This is a genomic window from Exiguobacterium sp. s16, assembly GCF_018618115.1.
In the GTDB taxonomy this organism is placed as follows: domain Bacteria; phylum Bacillota; class Bacilli; order Exiguobacteriales; family Exiguobacteriaceae; genus Exiguobacterium; species Exiguobacterium mexicanum_A.
The window spans coordinates 30,946-53,466 of record NZ_JACSLM010000006.1 but is presented as its reverse complement, the minus strand read 5'-3'; the positions used below and the strand labels follow the sequence as shown (position 1 = coordinate 53,466).

Sequence of the window (22,521 nt, the reverse complement as noted above, 5' to 3'; positions counted from 1 at the left end):
AGGTGAATAACAAATCTCTGATATGATGAGATTGTAGTACGAAATATACGCAGAGGTGATGAAAACAGTGGATTCTTCCATAGTGATCGATTTACTGATCGTTTTATTCTTGATTGTGTTGAACGGGATTTTCGCGATGACGGAAATCGCACTGATCTCGTCCAAACCGGCCAAACTTGAAGTCGAGGCGAGCCGTGGTAAACGCAGTGCCGAAATCGCACTCAAGTATTCAAAAGATCCGACCGACCTGTTATCGACTGTCCAAGTCGGAATCACATTGATCGGTATCATCAACGGGGCTTACGGGGGTGCGCGTTTCTCGGCGCCGCTCGCCGATGTGTTCGCCAATCTTGGCATGAGTCCCCAGTACGCACCGACCGTCGGTTACGTCGTCGTCGTCACGATTATTACGTATTTGTCGCTCATCATCGGTGAGCTCGTGCCGAAACGGATTGCGCTCGTGGCTCCGGAAAAAGTCACGATGGCGATCATTCCGGCACTCGACTTATTTAGTAAAGTGATGCGACCGTTTATTTGGATTTTGTCGAAGTCGACACTCTTCCTTTTCAAATTGCTTGGCTTGAAAGCGGAGCAGTCGAGTGGTGAGACCGAGCTTGAAATCAAGCAACTCTTGTTCGAAGGAGCTCAGCAAGGGGCATTCGCACACGAGGAAGTGCAGCAGGTCGAGCGTGTGTTTGCGTTCCATGACCAGCTGATTTATGAATTGATGCAACCGCGGACGACGCTGGAATGGGTCGACCTTGAAGACGATATGGACGATATCAAGAAATCGATTTATGAGAGTAAACACAATAAACTCCCGGTCGGGCGCGATACGCTCGACGAGTTCGTCGGTTATATCGATGTCCGTGACATTTTGACATTATCGACGCTTCGGGAGCCCTCACAAATTTTGAAGCGAATCAAACAACCACTCATCGTCCCAAAACAGCGAGAAGCGAGCCAGGTGTTGCAGATGATGCAAAAGAATGGCGTCGAAATCGCCTTCGTGCTCGATGAGTACGGCGGATTCCTCGGGATGGTCACATTGTTCGATATTCTAGAAGAAATCGTCGGCGAAGTGATGATTGAAGAAGAGACACCGGAAGTCGTGCGCCGTGAAGACGGTTCGTACTTGGCCGATGGTTTGCTCGGGATTGAGGATTTGAAGCGGACGTTCGGAATTCGAGACAATCGTTTTGATGAAGGGCGTAACTCGTATCATACTCTTGCCGGACTTGTTATTTATGCGCTTGGCGATTTCCCAAAACGGGGAGACGTTGTCGAAGCATATGGTCTTCGATTCGAGGTCGTCGATATGGACGGCAAACGTGTTGACCAAGTGCTCGTATCGATGTTGCCTGAACAAACAAAAGAAGACTGACGCCGCGGCGTCAGTCTTCTTTTTTAGGCGCGTTCCATGTCTCGAATGCCGCCTGCATGAGGACGCGGGCGGTATGAAGCATCGCCCGTTCGTCCACATCGAAGCGGGGATGATGATGAGGGAAGACGGCACCGACTTCCGGGTTACCGGCTCCGGTGAAGAAGAAGCTGCCCGGTACGTGTTGCATATAATAGGCAAAATCTTCTCCGACCATGAGCGGGGACATCTCGATGACGCCATCGGTGCCAACGACGCGAGCGGCGCTGCGACGGACGTGATCGGTCTCGATGGGATGGTTGATCACGGCGGGGTAGCCCCGGATATAGTCGAGCTCGTAGTGCGCTTCGCTCGCCGAACAGATATGGGTGATAGTCCGCTCCATCTCGGCGATGATGCGTGTTTGCGTCTCCGGTGTGAACGTCCGTACCGTGCCAGACAGCTTCGCTTCATCGGCGATGACGTTGAACGCCTGACCGGCAACGAACGTGCCGACAGTTAAGACGGCCGGTTCGAGCGGGTCGATGCGACGACTGATGACTTGTTGCAACTGGCTGACGATATTCGTTCCGACCATGACGGCATCGACCGTGTGTTGCGGGATGGCCCCGTGACCACCTTTGCCTTTGACGGTCAGTTCGAAGCGATCAGCCGCGGCCATGATCGGTCCCGTCTTCACACCAATCGTCCCGTATGGAAGCGGGGTCCAAATATGAGAGCCGTAAATATAATCGACACCGTCAAGACATCCATCTTCGATCATCGGTTTGGCCCCACCTGGCGCGAGTTCTTCAGCGAACTGGTGAATGAGGACGACATCTCCCGGAAGGTCGATTTCCGTGAGTGCTTTCGCAAGGACGAGCAAAGTCGCCGTATGCGCATCATGACCGCAAGCGTGCATCGAGCCATTCACTTTCGAACGGTACGGGACGTCCTTTAAATCTTGAATCGGCAAGGCGTCAAAGTCGGCCCGAAACGCGATGGTCGGACCTTCGCCGCCATGAATCCGTGCGACAACACCGTTGCCACCGACATGTTCGCGCACATCGAGGCCGAGGTCGCGCAAATAAGCTGCAATCGTCCGAGGTGTCTCTCGTTCTTCGAATGAAAGTTCGGGATGTTGATGGAAGTGACGGCGGAGCGTCACCATCTCGTCGTATAGCTCCGTCAAGCGTGAATCGAGGTCAGTCACAAGCATGATTTACACTCCTGTCCGTTGATCATTTTTGGTTGAAGCAAGGTCCATACGTCGTGTGAATTCAAATCGTCGAGAATCGGACGATGTAATAAGGTTTGCGCTTCGTCAGCCGTCACCCATCTGGCATCACTGTGCTCCTCGGAGAGGGTGACGGTCGTCGCGACCGGGTGAGCTAAGTACGTCATGATGACGACTTGACGATCCGGGGCGGTCAAAAACGTCGTGGCGTACAACAATTGCTGGACCGCCACATGCAAACCGGCCTCTTCGAACACTTCCCGTTCAAGAGCGCGTTCGAGCGACTCGCCAAAGTCGAGTTTGCCTCCGGCGAGTTCCCACGTGCCGGGATTGGCCTCGTCATCATCAGCTCGTTTGATGATGAGAATGTGGCCGTCTTGCACAATCACCGCTTTCACGGCAACAACGATGGTAGGAACGGACATGATGACACTCCTTTGTATGAATTCGTGAGAGAACCCACAGCATATATGAATCATTTTCTACATATTCCCTAAGTTATGCTTATGGTATACGACAAAAGGGAATTAATACAGGAGAAAATCATGAAATGAGGTGTCGAAATGGGTTGGATTATCGCAATCGGTATCATCGTTGTCTTGGCGTTCATCTATTTTTCGATGTACAACGGGCTCGTCAAATATCGGAACTGGGTCGACGAGGCGTGGGCACAGATTGATGTGCAGCTGAAACGGCGTTACGATTTGATTCCGAACTTGGTCGAAACGGTAAAAGGCTATGCCAAGCATGAGCAAGAGACGCTCGCAAAAGTTGTTGAGTTACGGAATCAACTCGGTTCGAAGACGAGCCGTCAAGAACAGATGGAAGTGAACGATCAATTGAGCGGCGCATTGAAGAATTTGTTCGCGCTTCGGGAGGCATACCCAGATTTGAAAGCGAACGAGAATTTTAAGATGCTCCAAGAAGAATTGACACAGACGGAGAACAAAGTCGCCTATTCACGGCAGTTATATAACAATACGGTCATGAAATATAACACGAAAGTCGAATCGGTCCCGACGAACATCATCGCCTCCGTCCATAATTTCGAAAAACGCGACATGCTCGAAGCACGTGAGGAAGAACGCGAAAACGTGCGTGTCTCATTCTAATGGATTGGGGTGGCGACGATGATCCTGTATGAACAAATTCGTAAAAATAAAATCAAAACCGTGTTCATCGTGGCCGGATTCGTCCTGCTCGTCTTGGCCGTTGGAGTGGTCATCTCATATTTGAACTATGGTGACCCGCTCCCAGGCCTCATCTTCACTCCGGTGTTCTCGTTGTTTTATATCGGGATTGTCATCATGTCGAGCACGAACATCGTCATGAAGATGAACCATGCCCAAGAAATCACCTCGGTCGACCAGCACCGATTTCTGTGGCACACGGTTGAGAACATGGCCATGGTCGCGCGTGTCCCGATGCCGCGCATCTTTATCATCAATGATGCGTCACCGAATGCGTTCGCGACCGGCCTGAAACCAGAGAAAGCGGCCGTCGCCGTGACGACCGGACTGCTCGATCAGTTGACGCGAGAAGAAGTCGAAGGCGTCATCGCCCATGAAGTCGCCCATATTAAAAATTACGATGTGCGATTGGCGACAGTGACGCTCGCCCTCGTCTCGGTCATCGCCATCATGAGTGATATCGGCTCACGGATGCTCTTCTTCCGAAGTGTCGGTGGACGCCGCGACAACAACCAAAATCCGATTTTTATGATCGTCGGGCTGGTGTTATTGATTCTTGCGCCGCTCATCGCCACGCTCGTCAACTTGGCCATCTCGCGAAATCGCGAGTTTTTGGCGGATGCGAGCGGGGCCGAGTTGACGCGTAATCCGGATGCGCTCGCGTCGGCGCTAGAGAAAATCGCGAATATCCAAACACCGGTGAAGGAAGCCTCTCGTGCCTCGGCGTCGCTTTACTTTTCAGACCCGCTTAAGAAAAAGCTGAGCGGTCTGTTCTCGACGCACCCGAACCCGGCTGAACGGATTGCCAGACTTCGCAGTATGTAGCCTATACGAAGGTCCTCTTTTTAGAAGAGGGCTTTTTTGTACGTGAATAGGACCAACTCATTTCGCAAATCCAGTTTGTATCAATATTAAATGGGAATGATAGTAAAAAGAGGATGAAATGGAGGAGATTCCATGTTTGAGTCGGCACTCGAGTTAGGCATTGTCCTATTTTTATTGATTTATTCCATCACGGTTTCGCTCATGTTGATGTCAGTCAAAAAGAAGAGCTGAGTGAACGACAATTTTGTTAACATATGAGCCAAGACGGCAAAAAGCCACCTCGTGCGCGAGGTGGCTTTCGTCAGTTACCCGGCGCGATGGCTCCGGAGTTTTTCAATCTCTTCGAGGACGAATTGGACGTTCGTTCCGACGATGACTTGAATGTGGTTCGGGCTGACAACCTTGATACCAGGGATGCCCGCTTTCTTGATTTGGGCTTGGTCGACCGTATCCATGTCTTTCACATCGACGCGGAGGCGCGTGACGCATGACTCGATGCCTGTGACGTTTTGATCGCCACCGAGACCATCGTAAATCATCGCTGCCATCGCTGAATATTGACCGCCGGCAGCGACTGGAGCCGTTTTTGTTTCGCCTTCAGGAGCAGTTTCCGTTGCGACCGCGTCAACAGCTTCGTCTGACTCACGGCCTGGCGTTGCCAAGTTGAGCTTGACGATCATGAAGCGGAAGATGACGTAGTAGATGGCACCGAAGACGAGACCTTGAACGAGCAACATGTACGGCTGGTTCGCGAGCGGTAACCGTGAGCTGAGGACAAAGTCGACAAGACCGGCGCTGAAGCCGAATCCGGCCGTCCATTGGAACGTCGCCGCGATGAAGAGGGAAACTCCTGTCAAGACCGCGTGGACGAGGTAGAGAACTGGTGCGAGGAACATGAACGAGAATTCGAGCGGTTCCGTGACACCTGTGAAGAACGATGCGAACGCTGCGGCGAGAAGGAGCGAGGCCGCTTGTTTTTTACGTTTTGTTTTCGCTGTATGGTACATGGCGAGGGCTGCTGCCGGAAGACCGAACATCATAATCGGGAAGAACCCGGCTTGATAGCGTCCAGTAATCCCTTTCACACCTTCACCTGACCAGAAGTTACCGATATCGTTAATGCCGGCCACATCGAACCAAAATACCGAGTTCAAGGCGTGGTGAAGACCAGTTGGGATCAAGAGACGGTTGAAGAAGCCGTAAAGGCCTGCCCCGATTGCACCCATTTTAGAGATCGTTTCCCCAAATCCGACGAGTCCTGTGTACACGACCGGCCAGACGAAGTAAAGGGCGACCGAGACGAGGATCATCGAGAATGCCGTCATGATTGGCACGAGACGCTTCCCGCTAAAGAAGGCGAGCGCGTCTGGAAGTTTCACATGACTGAAGCGGTTGTACATTTGAGCGGCGACGATACCTGACAAGATACCGACGAACGCGTTGGCAATCTTACCGAACGCTGGGTTGACGGCTTCGACGTCGACACCTTGGAACAAGGCGACCGTTGCCGAAGACAAGAGTGTCGTGACCGTGAGGAAGGCGACAAGTCCGCTTAGAGCGGCTGAGCCGTCACGGTTTTTCGCCATACCGAGGGCGACCCCGACTGCGAAGAGAATTGGAATGTTATCGATGATTGCTGAACCGGCTTTGATCAAGAATGCGGCGGCGATGTTTTCAGAACCCCAGCCGACCGGGTCGATCCAGTAACCGATTCCCATGAGAATGGCCGCTGCAGGAAGTACCGCAACCGGCAACATGAGGGAACGTCCGAGACGTTGTAAAAAGTTCATCATTGTGAATGTCCTCCTTTTTGATGGTGTTGATCTTGCAGGCGTTGAATGTGGAGCGTGATGTAACCAAGCTCTGATTCGGGCAAGACGATGCCGTATAAGTCTTCCATTTCGTTGGCGACGTCAGACGCACATGCATAGGCCGACGAGAACTTCGTTTGAATCATGAGAAGCATATCTTCGTCGATCGTATGGTGATCGTAATGGTTGACCCGATCCATGACGAATCGTAAATGAGTTAATAAGCGTTGATAGGATAAGTCATCTTCTTCTATAGATAGATCGAGTCGTCTCGAAATCGATTGAATCATGTCACGTACGATTGTCGTCTGTTTGACCGTCTTGCGTAAATCACCTCCCTTCACTTTTAGTGTATGGATGTGCAGCGCGATGAAGGCCGCCTCATCTTTCGGCATCTTCACGCCGAGTTTGTCCTCGATGAGGTGAAGCGCCCATAACCCGATTTCGTATTCGTTGCGATATAAAATCTTAATCTCATTCAACAGCTTGTTGCGAAGCGAGATGCCTTCTTGCTCGCGCTCGATGGCAAACGAGATATGATCGGTGAGCACGATATGGATGTGTTCGTTGAACGTCGTCTCGAGCCGTTTTTCCGCATGCGAAATGATTTCTTCTGAAATCGTGAAGTGCTCAATCGGAATCCGTGTCAGCAGTTGTTGAAACTTATCATTCTCCGACATGACGAACAGCTTTTCCACCTTATGCGGATTGACGATATCGTTGCGAGCCTTCTTGAACGCGACGCCTGGTCCGATGGCGATCTTCTCTTCGCCCTCGTCCGAGACGATGACCGCGTTGTTGTTTAAAATCTTTTTAATTTTTAACATGTGTCCTCCTAACGAGGAGTCATTGTTCCGCTTGAGCGACGACGGTTTTCCCGGGAAGCGATGGGCCTCCTGCATGGAACGAATACGGGTGCTCTAACGTGCTCCCGTTTGTGATGACCATCGGAGTGACCGTGTCTTTACCGGCTCGCTGAATTTGTTCCAAGTCGGCCGTCAAGAGTGGCTGTCCGGTCGTGACCGTGTCACCGACTTTGACGTGGACGTTGAATGGGCTACCCGCAAGTTCGACCGTATCGAGTCCGACATGAATCAAAATTTCAGCTCCGTCTCCCGAACGGATACCAATCGCGTGCTTCGTCGGTGCGACCTGAATGATGGTTCCATCTACCGGTGCGACGACCGTTCCGTCCGTCGGCATGATGGCAATCCCGTCGCCCATCATCTTCTCGCTGAAGACGGGGTCGGTCACTTCCTCAAGTGGAATGATGTCTCCTTCCATGGGTGCGTAAAGTGTCAGTGTATGTCTCTTCATCCACTTATTCAATAACATGTTCGATTCATCCTTTCGCTTGAAAAATGATTGTGAAAAAACAAAACAGGCATGGAGTATAGACGGGTGGCGTGAGCCTTTCGTCTTACCCCATGCCTGATCGAATCAGTCACATGTGATCATTATTCGTTTCTTCACCCTCAAGATAGCACGCCGATGTATAGATATCAAGACCTAATTTGAAAGCGTTCTCTAGAAATTTTACTTCTTCGAAAATCTGTTGTATAGTTAGGGCGAAACTGAATGGGAAAGGTGTTGCATGTTAATGAGTGAGGTTGTATCTGCCTAACGAACTGAAAATTGTTGGATGACGCGTCTTTTTGTCATGCCTTCATGTTCTGTTACAGATACCGCCCTTCATAAACTGCCAGACACCGGTCTGTCTTTTTGCGTTGGTCGTCATCGGCCGACGCTTTTTGTTTGCGCGGTATCTCCATCACAAAATAAGGAGACTCCATCATGAATGAACAAACATTAGACAAACTACAATACAACGACTTGATTCATCACGTCGAACGATACTGCATCAGCGGATTCGGACGCAACTTGTTGCGAAACCAGCGTCCGACAAGCCATCTGCAAACGGTGAAAAAACGGCTTCAAGAGACATCGGAAGCACGCGCGATTCTCGACGCGACGTCACACGTCCCCTTTATCGGGGTGTCTGCTATGGAACCGCTCATCGGTAAAATCAGCCGTGGCATCCAGCTCGAGGCAAGCGAACTCGAAGCCGTCGCCGAATTTTTCCGCGGGGCCCGGAAACTGAAGCGGTTCATGGCCGAGCAGGCGTTCTTTGCCCCACTCTTGTCCCTTTACGCGGATGAGATGAGCGAGTGGCGCAGCATCGAGGAAGACATCGTCCAATCGATTCGTGGGGGACGGGTCGTCGACGAGGCGTCCAAAGAATTGAAACGCGTCCGCAAACAAATCGACATTCTCGAAGGACGGATCGAGGAGCGGTTGAGCAAGTTCTTGAAGAGCGCCGCAAACCGGGAAGCGATTCAAGACGGCTTTGTGACGAAGAAACAAGACCGATTCACAATTCCAATCAAAGCGTCATATAAACATAAAGTCGCTGGGACAATCATCGACACGTCGAGCCGAGGCACGACCGTTTTCATCGAACCAGAGGCGGTCGCGAAGTTGAACGCGGAACTCGTCGTCAAACGAACGGAGGAAGCGGTCGAAATCTATCAAGTGCTCGCCACGCTCACCGGCATGGTGGCGGAAGCGTTGCCGACCATCGAGGCGACGCTTGATGTCATCGCCCAATACGACATGGTGTTCGCGAAAGGGAAGTATAGCCAAGCCCTCGATGGCATCGCCCCTCGCGTGAACGCTGTCGGGAAAATCCGTTTGAAACAAGTCCGCCATCCGCTCCTCGAACGGGCGGTCCCTCTCGACTTCTCGCTCGGGGACACGTACCGCGGTCTGATTATCACCGGACCGAACGCCGGCGGGAAGACGGTCGTCTTGAAGACGATCGGTCTGCTCAGTTTGATGACGATGAGCGGACTTCATATCCCGGCCCATCCGGATACGGACATCTCGACGTTTGACGACGTATTCGTCGATATCGGGGACAACCAGGACATGGGTTCGGCGCTCAGCACGTTCTCGGCCCATATGCATAACGTGGCGAACATCATGCAGAAGGCGGGGAAACGGTCGTTACTGTTATTCGATGAGATTGGAAGCGGGACCGAACCGAACGAGGGAGCGGCCCTCGCCATCGCAATTTTAGAGGAAGCATATAAACGAGGTTGTCTCGTCGTCGCCTCGACCCATTACGGCGAAATCAAAGCGTACTCCGAGACGCATCCTGACTTTATGAACGCGGCCATGCAGTTCGACCCAGACACGCTCGAACCAAAATATCGGTTGTTGATCGGGCAGTCCGGCGACAGCAACGCCTTGTTCATTGCCCGGAAAATGAAATTGCCCGAATCGATTTTGAAGCAGGCGGCCCGCTATATGCACGACAAGTCGTACGACCAGTCGCTCGTCGATCCGGCACGTCTGACGCAAGCAGTCGTCTCATCCGTCATCGAACCAGATCAAGTTCTGTCAAAAGGGGACCGGATCCGTCTGCTCGAGACGAATCAAGTCGGACTCGTCTATGCGATGGACGCATCGTTGCGCCAAGTCACCGTGTATGTCGACGGTGTCTTCAGCGAGCATCCGCTCCGTCGGGTTCGGCGTGAGGCGAAAGCGCTCGACTTGTATCCGGCTGGTTATGACCTGGAGACATTATTCGTCGATTATCGGGACCGGAAAGAAGCCCACGACTTTGCTCGCGGTTCGAAGAAGGCGCTCCGTCGCGTCGAGAAAGAGATTCGGGCGCGGCAACGTGCCGAACGAGGCGAATGAGTGTATCCGGGAGGACACTCGGGTAAGGAACAAGGACCGGGAGTCATCACGTACAGTTCGGCTTTCGGGTAACGTGTCGGAGGTGACTGGATGTTTTGGTTAAGCTTGTTGTTCGCCATCGGATTTGCCTTGATTCATTACTTCTCTGGACAGTTGATTCACGTGCGCGAGACGCCGCGGAGCCGGTTTCTGTCACTCGCCGGCGGTGTCGCCGTCGCCTATGTGTTTCTACACCTTTTACCTGAGCTGAACGAATATCAACGCGAGCTCGAAGGACATCTCGAGAGTGGGCTGTTCGCCTCGATCGAGAATCACATCCTCGTCGTCAGCATGCTCGGATTGGCCGTGTTTTATGGGCTGGAACGATTGGCCACGCAAATGAAGAACCGTGGGAAAGGCAATGTGTTTTGGATTCATATGGCGTTGTTCGTCGTTTACAACTTCAGTATCGGCTATGTGCTCGCGGAGAGCGAATTTGATACGGTGTGGGCGATGACGCTCTACTTTCTTGCGCTAGGGATTCACTTCGTCACGGTCGACCAAGGTTTGAGGCACCACCATCGCCAGCAATATGACAGGCGAGGCCGATTGTGGTTGTCGTTGGCCGTGCTTGCCGGGTGGGGCGTCGGCGTATTTTCCGCGCTCCATGAAGTGACGCTGTCGATGATTGTCGCGTTCTTGGCCGGTGGGATTATTTTGAACGTCATGAAGGAAGAGTTGCCGGAAGAGCGGGACAGCAGTTTCCGCGCCTTTGCCGTTGGGCTTATCGGATACGCTCTGCTGTTATTGGCCATATGAAAAGGCAACCCTCGTGGTTGCCTTTTTGCTTACAGTGAATTGGTGCTCTGCTTGTCTACGTTATCATCGACCGCAGGTGTGTCCTCATCTTGGTTCGATCCACCGAATTGACCACCGTGATGAGGACCATGCCCACCTCCGTGACGTCCACCGCCAAAGCCGCGCATGTCGCCTAAGTCGTCGTAACTCGTGACGTCAGCAAAACGCTCTTCGTGGTCGGCAAGAATCGCGTCGGCCTCATCTTGCGTCAAGTCACCGGATTCGACCGCGGCGTCAAGTTTCACTTCATGAGAAGAGATCATCGCCTCAATGAACTGTTCGATCGTGATGCCTGTTTCTTCCGCGAGTTCGGGAAGCGATTCTCCTTCTTCTCGCGCTGCTTCCACCTCGGCTTCGGTCAAGCCAAGCGCCTCGAGCAAAGCGGCCTGCCCGGCTGCTCGGTCACCGAACATGCCTCGCTCTCCACGTTCCCCACGTTCGCATTGGGTCGTCGTCTCCGTTCCGTCGGTCGTTGTCGTATCGTTTGTGGCAGCATAGACGCCGGTACCTGAGACGGCAAGTAGACCGGCCAGGGCGATAGCTAATTTAGATGTCTTCATATCAATCTCCTCCTTTACTACTTCAAGTGTAGAGCGAGGGCGTACAAAAGTTGTGAGGGAGTTGCAAGGTTTCTGCAAATTGTCTTTGGGAAACGATGGGTTCGTTACCCGATGCGATATAATGGGAGTGGAGGCGATAGAGATGAACGTACTCGTAGTCGAAGATGAACCGAAATTAGCGGACGGGCTCGCCCGCTTTTTAACGTACGCGGGGTTTCACGTCAGTGTGGCCGGTACACTCGCCGAAGCGAAACGGCAGCTCGAGCAACCGTTCGATGCGGTCTTGCTCGACGTTCGTCTGCCGGACGGGGAAGGTTGGACGCTCATTCCAAAATTGAAGACGCTCAAGCCGCGGCCGGCCATCATCTTGGCGACGGCACGAGGAGAGGCGGATGACCGTGTGTTCGGCCTCGAGCTCGGGGCCGACGATTATTTGGTCAAACCGATCGTGTTAAAAGAACTCGAAATTCGCCTGAAACGTCTCGTCAAACAGACGGACGAGATTTCGTTCGGCGACATGACGGTGGACGCACGTTCACGCACGGTGACCGACGCCGGGCAAGCGATTCGAATGACCAATAAAGAATACGAGTTGCTCCTCTTCTTCTTGAAACATAGTGGAGAAGCGCTCGATCGCAACCGCCTACTCGACGAGGTGTGGGATTATACGTTCGCCGGGGACACGCGCACGGTCGACACGCACGTCAAACAGTTGCGTGACAAATTGCCGACGATGAAGCGGTACTTGAAGACGGTGCATCGCGTCGGTTATCGATTGGAGGAAGTCCGATGAGCCGGTTGATGAAGAAGTTGCTCTGGACCGCGATCCTCCCTCTCGTCGTCATGGCGGTGCTCACATTTGGTCTGACATCACTCCTGATTGGGCGTTTCGCGGAGACGGAGAGCTATGACCAACTCGAGCGTGAAGCGGACATCGTGTATGAGGCGCTTGTGGATGGACGCGGCATACCGGGTCAACTCGATGTTCTCGTGTTTCAAGACGGGGAGGCGGTCAATCTTGATCGTGGGGGCAGGATGCGTCGACATATGTCGCCAGTCCTCGATCCAGACTTACTTTCCGAACGAGATGAGGTCAGTGTGAACGGGGCGCGGTTATTGACGTTCCTTCGGGAAGAAGGGGATGTACAAATCGTGACGTACGCACCCGTCCCGCTGTCGAATCCGCAGTTTCGTCAAATCTACGTCATTCTCGGGAGCGGGTTCTTGCTCGCGCTCATCGTCGCCGTCGGTGTGACGTATTGGATGGGGCGGCGTTTGACGTCCCCGCTCGTCGAGTTGAAGCAGGCGACCACAGCCATCATGTCGGGCCGGCATGACATCACACTACCGCCTGTCACCGACGACGAGATTGGAGATTTGACGGAAGCGGTCCGTCAGATGAACACATCACTCGAAGAGAAAGAACGGATGCAAAATACATTCATCTCAGGGGTTACGCACGATGTCCGGACCCCGCTTGCCATTGTCCGGAACGAGGCCGAAATGCTTGAACTCGGTGTCGTCAAACAAGAAGATGTGGCGGCGACGGGTCGCAGTTTAACCGAGGAAGTCGATCGGATCGATCGGCTCGTCAGTCAGATGCTCGAATACTCCAAACTATCCGCGGGCAACGTGACACTTTCGCTCGAGTCCGTTCGTTTGGATGCATTGATTAAAGAGACTGTCTCGCGGATGGATGAATGGTTCCGTCATAAGGAAGTGACGGTCACACTTGAACTCGTCGAGGACGCGGTCGTCCAGGCGGACCGATTGGCGATGGAGCGTGTGCTGTCGAACTTTCTTCAGAACGCGTATCACGCCAGTCCACTAGGAGGTGTGATCACGATCAGGCTCTCCGAGCGACGGCTTGAAATCGAAGACGAAGGGCCGGGCATTGCCGAGACGATGCGCGCCAACATCTGGGATATGTATGTGAAAGGGGACCGTTCGAACGGTCACGGACTTGGTCTGGCTATCAACAAGCTGTTGCTCGAGGCTCAAGGGCTCGTTTACGGAGTCGAATCGAGAGAGGGAGAGGGGGCGTTGTTTTGGATCGAATGGGACTAAACTTATTTTTGCGGGGTGTCCGCTTAGAGCGAGATCGGATTGAAAAGCCAGGGTACCCGTTCTCGCTACCGATTTTTGATGGATTTGATGAATTGACGCTGACGAAGCCGGTCACGTTCTTGGTTGGTGAGAATGGGAGCGGGAAATCGACGTTGGTCGAAGGGATGGCCATCGCCGCTGGATTCAATCCGGAAGGCGGCGCGACGACGTTCCGTTTTGAGACCGAGTCGACACATAGCCCGCTGTTCGAAGCGCTTCGTCCGATTCGGGGCGCGTACCGGCCGAAAGACGGATTTTTCCTCCGGGCCGAGACGGCATATCAACTGTCGAGCTATGTGGATGAGATCGCGCGAACGTCGCCCGACCCGGAACGGTTTTATGCGTCCTACGGCGGTCGATCGCTCCATGAGCAGTCGCACGGGGAGGCGTTCTTGTCGCTCATGCTCCATCGTTTCCGAGACGGCGGACTGTATATTTTAGATGAGCCCGAGGCCGCCTTGTCCCCGATGCGGCAGTTGACGATGCTCGCAAGGATGCATGAACTCGTCAAGTCGGGAAGTCAATTCATCATCGCGACCCATTCGCCAATCCTCATGTCGTATCCGGACGCCGACATCCTCCAAGTCGAGACGGGACTCCGGCCGACGACGTTTGATGAACTCGAGCACGTCCGTGTCATGCGCGACTTTCTAGCGGCACCGGAACGGATGCAACGTATCCTATTCGAATGAAAAACGGTCACGGTGTAAGCGTTTTATTTTTATGTTGACGTCAAGATTTCAAGGGGGTATGCTAGTAGCGAGAAGAAGAAAATCCACTTTGGGATTGTTACTGGTCAAGCAGGCAAAACCTAAATTGATGCCGATCATCCAGATGTGGGGACCGGTGTGAATTTAGGTTTTTTTCTTTTCAATCGAACTTGAGCGGAGGTGAATTGATTCCATGCAAATTTCAAAAGTGTTCAACAATAACGTCGTGGCCATTCAAGCGAACGGTCAAGAACAAGTCGTCATGGGACGGGGAATCGCGTTCCAAAAGCGTCCAGGCGATGCAATCGATCAAACGCGGATTGAAAAAGTCTTTACGCTCGAGAGTAAAGAAAGCCATGAACGGTTTGTCCATTTTTTGAATGAGATGCCGGCTACCGAGATGGATACGGTCAAAGAAATCGTCAAGCTCGCGGAGATGCGACTCGAGAAGCCGGTCCATGACTCGCTTTACGTGACCCTCGCCGACCACATCCATTTCGCTCTCAGCCGATATCGAGATGGAATCATCATCCGTAACCCGCTCGTTTGGGAAGTGAAGCGGTTTTATGGACCCGAGTTCGCGATCGGGAAAGAAGCGGTCGCCCTGATTAACGACCGGCATGACGTCAAGTTAGACGAAGACGAGGCGGTCGCGATCGCCCTCCATCTCGTCAACGCGACGATGTCGGGTGCAAAAGGTGAGAACTTACATCTCGTCACCGAGATGACACGCGCCACGCAAGCGATTCTCACCATCATCACGTACCACTTTCAAATTGATTTGGACGAAGAGTCGTACGCCTACTCACGGTTTTTGACCCACTTGAAATACTTCGTCCAACGGATCGCCTCCGGGGAGAAGATTAAACCCGGCGGTGATGAGACGCTGTTTGAGATGGTGAAGCTGCGTTATCCGGATGCTTACGAATGTGTCGAGAAAATCGCAGGGTTGATCGCCACGAAGTACAATTACGAGGTCTCGACCGATGAGCGGTTGTATATGATGATTCATATCGAAAACTTAATGAAAGAACGACGATCCTAAGGATGGTTACTGATGATGCAGGCCAAACCTAAATGACGACACCTCCCGTGTGCGTTCATTTAGGTTTTTCTTTTTATCCAAATTAAAGGAGTGAATAGTATGAGCCAAACAAAAACGCTCGCGGCGGACATCATTCGTCACGTCGGCGGGAAAGATAACGTCAAAAGCGTGTTCCATTGTGCGACACGGCTACGTTTTAAATTAAAAGATGAACAAAAAGCCAATCCCGAGGCGTTAAAAAACCATGACGGTGTCATCACGGTCGTCCAAAGCGGCGGTCAGTTCCAAGTCGTCATCGGCAACAACGTCCCTTACGTCTACCAAGACGTGGTCGAGGCGGGCGGATTCCAGACGTCATCGAACGACGATACGGAAAAATCGGGCGTCTTTAACCGGTTGATTGATGTGATTGCGGGGATTTTTACCCCGATTCTCGGTCCGATGGCCGGTAGCGGTCTATTGAAAGGGTTGCTCGCGATTCTCGTCGCCCTCGGTCTGCTCACGCAAGACATGGGCACGTATATTGTTTTGAACGCAGCGGCTGACGCACTCTTCTACTTCCTACCGGTCATTCTCGGCCATTCGGCAGCGAAGAAGTTTGGCGGCAATCCGTATATCGGGATGATTATCGGGGGTGCGCTCGTCTACCCGGCCATCGTCGCGATGCAAGGAGCGGGCGAGTCGCTCACGTTCCTCACGGTACCGGTCGTCTTGATGAGCTACGCGTCCTCGGTCATTCCAATCATCTTAGCAGCGTATGTGTCATCGAAAGTTGAGACATTCTTTAACAAACACACGCATGAAGCGGTCCGTAACTTCACGACACCGATGATGGCACTCTTGATTGTCGTCCCGCTCACATTCCTCGCGATCGGTCCGGTCGCGACATACGCGAGCCAAGGACTCGCCGGCGGCTATTCGTTCTTATATGAACTCAGTCCGGTCGTCGCTATCGCCTTCATCGGCGCGTTCTGGCAAGTGCTCGTCATGTTCGGTCTCCACTGGGGGCTCGTGCCGATCATCATCAACAACTTGGCGGTCGTCGGCATGGACACGATCGTCGTCGGAGTCCTCATGGCGACGTTCGGTCAGGTCGGGGCAACGCTCGCCATCACATTGAAGGCGCGTGACCCGAAGACGAAAGGGCTCGGGACGTCATCGACGATTGCCGGCGTGTTCGGCATCACAGAGCCAGCGATTTATGGATTGACGCTTCCGCGCAAGAAACCGTTCGTCTTCGGGATGGTTGGCGGTGCGGCCGGCGGGGTCGTCGGCGGTATGCTTGGCACGGCGGCTTACGCGATGGGTGGTCTCGGCGTGTTCAGTATCCCGGTCATGATTCCGGCGACGGGTCTCGATATGACGTTCTACGGCGCCTTGATCGGTCTTGTGGTCGCGACACTCGTCTCGTTCGGACTCACGTTCGCATTCCATAAAGAAGTCGAGACAGGCGAACAGACAACGGCAGAAGTAGCGCCGGCCGTATCGGAGCACGTCGGTTTCCCGGTATCGGCTCCAGTCAAAGGAGAAGCGGTTTCCCTCGAGACCGTTCGCGATGAAGTGTTCTCGAGCGGCGCGATGGGGAAAGGACTTGCCATCATGCCGACAGAAGGGGTCGTCTACGCCCCATTCGATGGCGAAGTCGTCACGGTCTTCCAATCGAAGCACGCCATCGGACTCCGCTCACATAGCGGCGTCGAAGTATTGATTCACGTCGGGCTCGACACGGTCCAGCTCGGTGGGAAACATTTTGAAACGTTCGTCCAAGCCGGACAGCGTGTGACCGAGGGCGAGGTGTTAGTGAAATTTGATCTAGAAGCCATTGCCCAAGCCGGTTATGACACGATTACCCCGGTAATTGTCACGAATACAGGGAATTACTTAGATGTCTTGCCGACACATGTCGGCATCGTCGAACCAAACCACGGCGTCTTGCGCGTCTTAGCCTAAGAGGAGGAACAAACATGAAACAAGTAGCGAAGAACTTTTTATGGGGTGGCGCCACGGCGGCGAACCAATTTGAAGGTGGATACCAAGAAGGTGGAAAAGGGCTCTCGATCGCGGATGTGATGCCGGGCGGCAAAGACCGAATGAAAATCATTCATGACCCGACGTTCGATTTCGAGTTGCATGACGAGTACACATACCCGAACCATGAAGGCATCGACTTCTATCATCACTACAAGGAAGACATCGCCCTCTTCAAAGAGATGGGCTTCAAGACGTTCCGCATGTCGATCGCTTGGTCGCGCATCTTCCCGAATGGAGATGAGCTCGAACCAAACGAGGAAGGGCTCAAATTCTATGACCGCGTCATCGATGAACTCGTCGCGCAAGGAATCGAGCCACTCGTCACGATTTCACATTACGAGTTGCCGCTCCATTTGGCGACAGCATACGGTGGTTGGCGCGACCGTCGCCTCGTGACATTCTTCGAGCGATACAGCCGTGTCTTGTTCGAACGTTACCAAGGCAAGGTCAAATATTGGCTCACGTTCAATGAAATCAACGGGGCCCAGTTCATGCCGATGCTCAGTCTCGGAATGGCGATTCGTGAAGGGGACGACCAGTTGCAGTTGACGTACCAAGGGTTGCACCATCAACTCGTGGCAAGTGCGCTCGCGACAAAAGCGGCAAAAGAGATCGATCCGTCGATGCAAATCGGCTGCATGCTCATCGCGGCGCCGGTCTATCCGTACAGCTCGAATCCGGAAGACATCTGGTATGCACACGACGCCGAGCGCATGATGAACTTTTTCTGTGGCGACGTCCATGTCCGTGGTGAGTATCCATCATTCGCGAAACGCTTCTTCCGTGAGAACGGAATCGAACTCGTGATGGAAGACGGGGACCTCGAGACACTGAAAGCGAACACGGTCGACTTTTTCTCGCTCAGCTACTATATGTCGCGTACCGAGAAAGCGGAGAAGACGGAAGACGAGGCAGCGGGGAACATTATGAGCGGGGTGAAAAACCCTTACCTCAAGGCGAGCGACTGGGGTTGGGAAATCGATCCGATGGGACTTCGCGTCATCTTGAACAAACTGTATGAGCGCTATGAATTACCGCTCTTCATCGTCGAGAATGGTCTCGGTGCTTATGACAAGGTTGAAGCGGACGGTTCGGTTCATGACGATTATCGGATTGAGTACTTGCGTGACCATTTGAAAGCGATGGTGGAGGCGATTGAAGACGGTGTCGACGTCATCGGCTATACGAGCTGGGGCTGTATCGACCTCGTCAGTGCATCGACCGGGGAGTACAGCAAGCGTTACGGCTTCATCTACGTCGATAAGCATGACGACGGGTCGGGGACGCTCGAGCGTTCGCGGAAAGACTCGTTCTTCTGGTATCAAGACGTCATCCAGACGAACGGGGCGAGCTTGTTCGAAGATGAGACGGTAAAATAAGAAAAGAGCGGCCGCGGCCGCTCTTTTCTTATGCTTTCGTGACTTTGCGCAAGACGATGATCGCGAGACTGACACCACCGGCAATCAACATATACGTGAGAATCTCCGTCCAGGCTGCCATCAGACGTCTTCCTCTGCAAAGACGGCCAAGTCCCCTTGAGGCATGGCGACGAGTAAGAAGTGTTCGCCTCCGAGCGGACGGGCGTCTCCGGCCTGCCAACTTTCATACTGTTCGTGATAGCCGTTCACGAACAGGACGGCTCCAGATTCAAATGTCAGTTCAAGATGGGGATTGTCTTCAGATAACAGGATGGAACGGACGCGTTCACGCCGGAGTCCGACGAGGTGATGGAGTTGTTCATCTTCGTTGAACGAAGGTCCCGATGAATGGACGTACCAAGGTCCTTCAATCGAGAGCCACGACTCGTTGCCGTCTCGGTTGAAGTAGAGTAGATGATGATTGGGGCCGGAACCAAAGTCGATTCCGACGAAGGAAGACGCGTTAAACAAATGCTGTAAAATCCGTGTTGCTTCAAGATGTTCGGTACGGGTCACGCTTCCACCTCGCTTAAATAGGTTAGTTAATTCCATCATTCCACGTTACTTCGCTAAAGTAAATGAAAGGATTATGTGAAATCACTCATATGAGAAAGAACAAGCGAGTTCGACAACTTATGGAAAATACTTCAAGTAAGTTAAAAGTTTGGTCAGTGATTGGACAAATCCGGTCCCGCGTTCGATGATTCGACTTATAATCAAATGTATAGATGACTCGATGAAACGAGGGGTAACCATGGTTTATGGCCTATTGATTGGCGGCATCATCCTAATCACCATCGTCCTCAACGTCCTTCGGTTGATGACGACCCCCGCCTTGAATCGCTGGCTGCTCGCAGGGACGAGCAGCCTTGTCGTGATTTGGCACGGGGTGTTGTTCGATTTTTATGATTTACATTGGTCGGTGCTGTTATTGATTATGACAGGGCTCGTCTGTTTTCACTGGAAAGGCATGACTGTTGCAATCATGGTCAGCTGGCTTTTAGTATACAGTCAATCGGGAACGCTGTCGTTCCCGCTTTTGCTTAGTTATATCTTCTTCGGGCTAGGGGCAGCGTTGCTCTTTGGTTACGTCAACCAGTTGAAGCGAGAGCGATCAAGCCGGTTGCGGATGCTGACGGCGAGTTCCCGTCAATTGAACGTCTTCCGGGAAGTCAGTTTTACGATGCAAGACACGCTCGACCCGGACCGATTGCTGCAAACGATTTTGACATCGGTGACGGCGGGGCACGGACTCGGCTTTAACCGATCGATCATCTTTTTCGCTGATTTGGAAAAAGATAGTATTTACGGAGTCATGGGAACGGGTCCGATGAATCCGGAAGACGGGTTTCACATTTGGGAAGAAATCACCCGGCAACATTATGATCTCCAAGGACTGATTGATGAGAAAGAGACGGACTCGACACACGATGAACAGTTGAACGAACGGATTCGGAAAATGACGATCCCGTTTCATGCAGACCATCTGTTCAAACAGACACTTGACTCGGGACGGCCGCTCCACGTCTACGCGAGCATCACCGATGATCCGGTGCTGCGCATGTTACATACCGACTTACAGATGGACGAGTGCACGATTTTTCCGCTCCATCATCAAGGAATTCCATACGGACTTCTCGTCATCGACAATGTCGTCAATAAAAAACCGATCACCCCTCAAAAGATTGACAGTGTCCGACCGATTGCGGAACAAGCCTCGCTCGCGCTCCATCAGACGATGCTGTACCAGCGCATCGAAACGTTGGCGCTTCGTGACGGGTTGACGCGTCTTAAAAACCATCGCTCGTTTGAACAAGATTTGGACGTTTTGTTCCGGGAGTGCGAAACGGACGAGCTGTCACTGATTGTGATGGATATTGACCATTTCAAGCATTTCAACGACACAAACGGTCACTTGGCTGGAAATGAGTTACTCACGCGGCTCGCGAGTGTCATTCGACGAAGCGTGCCGGATGAACAGATGGCGTATCGGTTCGGTGGCGAAGAGTTTGTCGTTCTCTTGCCGCAGTTCGACGAAGTCGAGGCGTCCCACGTCGCGGAGACGATTCGTGCGGCCGTGCTCGGCACCAACTTCATGTACGGGGAGCGACAACCAGGTGGTCAGTTAACGCTGAGCTTCGGTGTCGCTTCGAAGCACACGCTTCACGAACAGTCACGCGAACAGTTGATTGAGTGCGCCGATCAAGCGTTGTATGCGGCTAAATCACGAGGGAAAAACCAAGTCTGCCGCTGGGAAGGGGTACCGCTATGACCGAATTCAGTGTCATGATCATGACCGTCGCCTTTATCGCGACCATCTTGTTTACGAGCCGTCCGAGTTATCGGTTTGTGACGGGTAGTGTGGCCAACCGACATGCGGAGGCATTGGGCGTCTCGCTGAAAGACGTCTCATTCTCGTTCGACCAAATGGTTTATTTCATCGCCTTGCCGACAACGATTCCCGTAGTGCGGGATGCGATGAAAGAAGAGCTGGCCGTCGAACCGTATTATGAGTCGTATTTCTTTCCAGAAGTGAACGGCGTGCAAGTCTCGGTGAAATCAGGGTCCGCCGTGATTCCTATCGCCTATTTGCCGATTGACGACTTCAGCCTTCCCGTGTTGGATCGACACTTGGAGGCCGGCAAGGTTAATGAACGCGTCAACCGAACGATTCGGGCACACATGATCGTTCATGAGCGTACGCTCGCAGCGATTCGAGACGAGGTGTATCATTACCTCCATGAAGACCGCCTGGCACAATAAAAGGGTTTCCATCACAAACTTGTGATGGAAACCCTTTTTTACTGCGCTAACATGTGAAACCGTGCGGCACCGATCAAGTTGGCCTCGTTGAAGTGGGCACACGTCTCGACGTCGATGCGGAATGTTCCGAACGCGTCGCAAAGCGCATCCAAGTGTCGCTTGATGCCGTCCCGAACTTCCGGGCGACGACTGATGCCGCCACCGATTAAAATACGCTCCGGGTCGAGCCCGAATTGGAGGTTGTAGATGCCAATCGCGTTCCAGCGATAGAAGCGCTCCAGTTCCACCTGGATGATTGGGTCGCTTTGAAGCGCGAACACATCTTTTCCGGTAAGGGGACGTCCGAGTTGTTCACCGCATCGATGGACAAGAGCGGCCGTGGCACCGATTTTACTCCATGTCCCATCTGGGTGGGGAAGAGACGGGTCGAGAATCCAATATCCGAACTCACCGCCATGGAAGTGGGATCCGATCATCACCTGATCATGGTCGACGAATGCTCCGCCGACGCCCGTCCCGATGACGACCGTCGCGTAGCTCGTCACCGACGCCGCGGCACCGGTCCATCCTTCTGCGAGCGCTGCCGCGTTGGCATCGTTCAAGACAGTGACAGGCAAGTCATACCGTTCTTTGAACGCCTGTAAGAAAGGGCGATCATGAATGTAGGGAAGTGCACTGATTCCATGAATCACTCCGGTCGTCGAATCGACGGCGCCGGGCGCACTGAAGCCGATACCGTCGAAGCGGGCTTCGGCGGTCGTTTCGTTAAAGATCACATCGACTTGTTCGAGCAAGCCGTCCCACGTCGCAGGGGTTGGGACGTGTTTGTTTGACAGTAGGGTGCCATCGGATCGGACGACTCCGTATTTGATACTAGTTCCACCGATATCGATGGCTAAATAATGTTGCATTTCTTTCCACTC

At 52.9% G+C, this 22,521-nt stretch carries 21 protein-coding genes; 13 read left to right on the top strand and 8 right to left on the bottom strand.

Annotated elements, in window-relative coordinates:
- The first annotated feature begins 58 nt into the window (after positions 1-58).
- Positions 59-1,384: a hemolysin family protein gene (locus KNP86_RS11535; RefSeq protein WP_138860144.1), complete on the top strand. Its 1,326-nt coding sequence runs from the start codon at positions 59-61 to the stop codon at positions 1,382-1,384.
- A 10-nt stretch (positions 1,385-1,394) separates the two neighbouring features.
- On the opposite strand, the gene KNP86_RS11530 is transcribed toward KNP86_RS11535, so the two are convergent.
- Both KNP86_RS11530 and KNP86_RS11525 read right to left on the bottom strand, forming a co-directional pair.
- Positions 1,395-2,579 carry a M20 metallopeptidase family protein gene (locus tag KNP86_RS11530; RefSeq protein WP_052090255.1) on the bottom strand — a complete coding sequence of 395 codons (1,185 nt, stop codon included), beginning with the start codon at positions 2,577-2,579 and terminating at the stop codon, positions 1,395-1,397.
- Positions 2,570-3,022: an NUDIX hydrolase gene (locus KNP86_RS11525; protein WP_214754366.1), complete on the bottom strand. Its 453-nt coding sequence runs from the start codon at positions 3,020-3,022 to the stop codon at positions 2,570-2,572. Before KNP86_RS11525 ends, KNP86_RS11530 begins: the two co-directional genes overlap by 10 nt.
- Positions 3,023-3,160: 138 nt before the next feature.
- On the opposite strand from KNP86_RS11525, the gene KNP86_RS11520 reads away from it, so the two are divergent.
- Both KNP86_RS11520 and htpX read left to right on the top strand, forming a co-directional pair.
- Positions 3,161-3,709: a LemA family protein gene (locus tag KNP86_RS11520; protein ID WP_034780526.1), complete on the top strand. Its 549-nt coding sequence runs from the start codon at positions 3,161-3,163 to the stop codon at positions 3,707-3,709.
- A gap of 21 nt (positions 3,710-3,730) precedes the next feature.
- Positions 3,731-4,612 carry a zinc metalloprotease HtpX gene (htpX, locus tag KNP86_RS11515; RefSeq protein ID WP_034780909.1) on the top strand — a complete coding sequence of 294 codons (882 nt, stop codon included), beginning with the start codon at positions 3,731-3,733 and terminating at the stop codon, positions 4,610-4,612.
- A gap of 305 nt (positions 4,613-4,917) precedes the next feature.
- On the opposite strand, the gene nagE is transcribed toward htpX, so the two are convergent.
- From nagE to KNP86_RS11500, 3 genes are read right to left on the bottom strand one after another with little or no spacing between them, the layout of a single operon-like run.
- A complete protein-coding gene (gene nagE, locus KNP86_RS11510; protein ID WP_034780529.1) occupies positions 4,918-6,405 on the bottom strand; it encodes an N-acetylglucosamine-specific PTS transporter subunit IIBC in 1,488 nt (495 codons plus the stop codon).
- Positions 6,402-7,250 carry a PRD domain-containing protein gene (locus KNP86_RS11505; RefSeq protein ID WP_034780531.1) on the bottom strand — a complete coding sequence of 283 codons (849 nt, stop codon included), beginning with the start codon at positions 7,248-7,250 and terminating at the stop codon, positions 6,402-6,404. Before KNP86_RS11505 ends, nagE begins: the two co-directional genes overlap by 4 nt.
- Before the next feature lie 19 nt (positions 7,251-7,269).
- The gene (locus KNP86_RS11500; protein ID WP_051627763.1) at positions 7,270-7,758 is read right to left on the bottom strand and encodes a PTS sugar transporter subunit IIA; all 489 of its coding nucleotides are present in this window, start codon (positions 7,756-7,758) and stop codon (positions 7,270-7,272) included.
- Positions 7,759-8,217: 459 nt separating this feature from the next.
- On the opposite strand from KNP86_RS11500, the gene KNP86_RS11495 reads away from it, so the two are divergent.
- Positions 8,218-10,128 carry an endonuclease MutS2 gene (locus KNP86_RS11495; RefSeq protein ID WP_214754363.1) on the top strand — a complete coding sequence of 637 codons (1,911 nt, stop codon included), beginning with the start codon at positions 8,218-8,220 and terminating at the stop codon, positions 10,126-10,128.
- 90 nt (positions 10,129-10,218) lie between these two features.
- On the top strand, positions 10,219-10,926 hold the full coding sequence (locus KNP86_RS11490; protein WP_034780533.1) for a membrane protein: 708 nt from the start codon (positions 10,219-10,221) through the stop codon (positions 10,924-10,926).
- A 29-nt stretch (positions 10,927-10,955) separates the two neighbouring features.
- Here KNP86_RS11490 and KNP86_RS11485 read toward each other — a convergent pair whose 3' ends face one another.
- Entirely contained in the window at positions 10,956-11,525 is a 570-nt protein-coding gene (locus KNP86_RS11485; RefSeq protein ID WP_214754361.1) for a hypothetical protein, read from the bottom strand.
- Between the two features lie 142 nt (positions 11,526-11,667).
- Between KNP86_RS11485 and KNP86_RS11480 the strand changes: the two genes are divergently transcribed.
- From KNP86_RS11480 to KNP86_RS11455, 6 genes are all read left to right on the top strand, one after another.
- On the top strand, positions 11,668-12,318 hold the full coding sequence (locus KNP86_RS11480; RefSeq protein WP_214754360.1) for a response regulator transcription factor: 651 nt from the start codon (positions 11,668-11,670) through the stop codon (positions 12,316-12,318).
- A complete protein-coding gene (locus KNP86_RS11475; protein ID WP_034780538.1) occupies positions 12,315-13,592 on the top strand; it encodes a sensor histidine kinase in 1,278 nt (425 codons plus the stop codon). Before KNP86_RS11480 ends, KNP86_RS11475 begins: the two co-directional genes overlap by 4 nt.
- On the top strand, positions 13,583-14,323 hold the full coding sequence (locus KNP86_RS11470; RefSeq protein ID WP_214754520.1) for an AAA family ATPase: 741 nt from the start codon (positions 13,583-13,585) through the stop codon (positions 14,321-14,323). Before KNP86_RS11475 ends, KNP86_RS11470 begins: the two co-directional genes overlap by 10 nt.
- Positions 14,324-14,534: 211 nt before the next feature.
- On the top strand, positions 14,535-15,386 hold the full coding sequence (gene licT / locus KNP86_RS11465; protein ID WP_214754358.1) for a BglG family transcription antiterminator LicT: 852 nt from the start codon (positions 14,535-14,537) through the stop codon (positions 15,384-15,386).
- Positions 15,387-15,485: 99 nt separating this feature from the next.
- Positions 15,486-17,336, top strand: a complete 1,851-nt coding sequence (locus KNP86_RS11460; RefSeq protein ID WP_214754356.1) for a beta-glucoside-specific PTS transporter subunit IIABC — start codon at positions 15,486-15,488, stop codon at positions 17,334-17,336.
- A 14-nt stretch (positions 17,337-17,350) separates the two neighbouring features.
- Complete coding sequence (locus KNP86_RS11455; RefSeq protein ID WP_214754354.1) at positions 17,351-18,796, top strand: glycoside hydrolase family 1 protein; 1,446 nt, start codon at positions 17,351-17,353, stop codon at positions 18,794-18,796.
- 120 nt (positions 18,797-18,916) lie between these two features.
- Here the strand turns inward: KNP86_RS11455 and KNP86_RS11450 are convergent, their stop codons facing one another.
- Positions 18,917-19,351: a DUF6188 family protein gene (locus tag KNP86_RS11450; protein WP_214710730.1), complete on the bottom strand. Its 435-nt coding sequence runs from the start codon at positions 19,349-19,351 to the stop codon at positions 18,917-18,919.
- A 238-nt stretch (positions 19,352-19,589) separates the two neighbouring features.
- On the opposite strand from KNP86_RS11450, the gene KNP86_RS11445 reads away from it, so the two are divergent.
- Entirely contained in the window at positions 19,590-21,107 is a 1,518-nt protein-coding gene (locus KNP86_RS11445; RefSeq protein ID WP_214754352.1) for a sensor domain-containing diguanylate cyclase, read from the top strand.
- Positions 21,104-21,598 carry a hypothetical protein gene (locus KNP86_RS11440; RefSeq protein WP_214754350.1) on the top strand — a complete coding sequence of 165 codons (495 nt, stop codon included), beginning with the start codon at positions 21,104-21,106 and terminating at the stop codon, positions 21,596-21,598. The genes KNP86_RS11445 and KNP86_RS11440 overlap by 4 nt, the downstream gene beginning before the upstream one ends.
- Before the next feature lie 38 nt (positions 21,599-21,636).
- On the opposite strand, the gene KNP86_RS11435 is transcribed toward KNP86_RS11440, so the two are convergent.
- The gene (locus KNP86_RS11435; protein ID WP_214754348.1) at positions 21,637-22,509 is read right to left on the bottom strand and encodes an ROK family protein; all 873 of its coding nucleotides are present in this window, start codon (positions 22,507-22,509) and stop codon (positions 21,637-21,639) included.
- Positions 22,510-22,521: the final 12 nt, after the last annotated feature.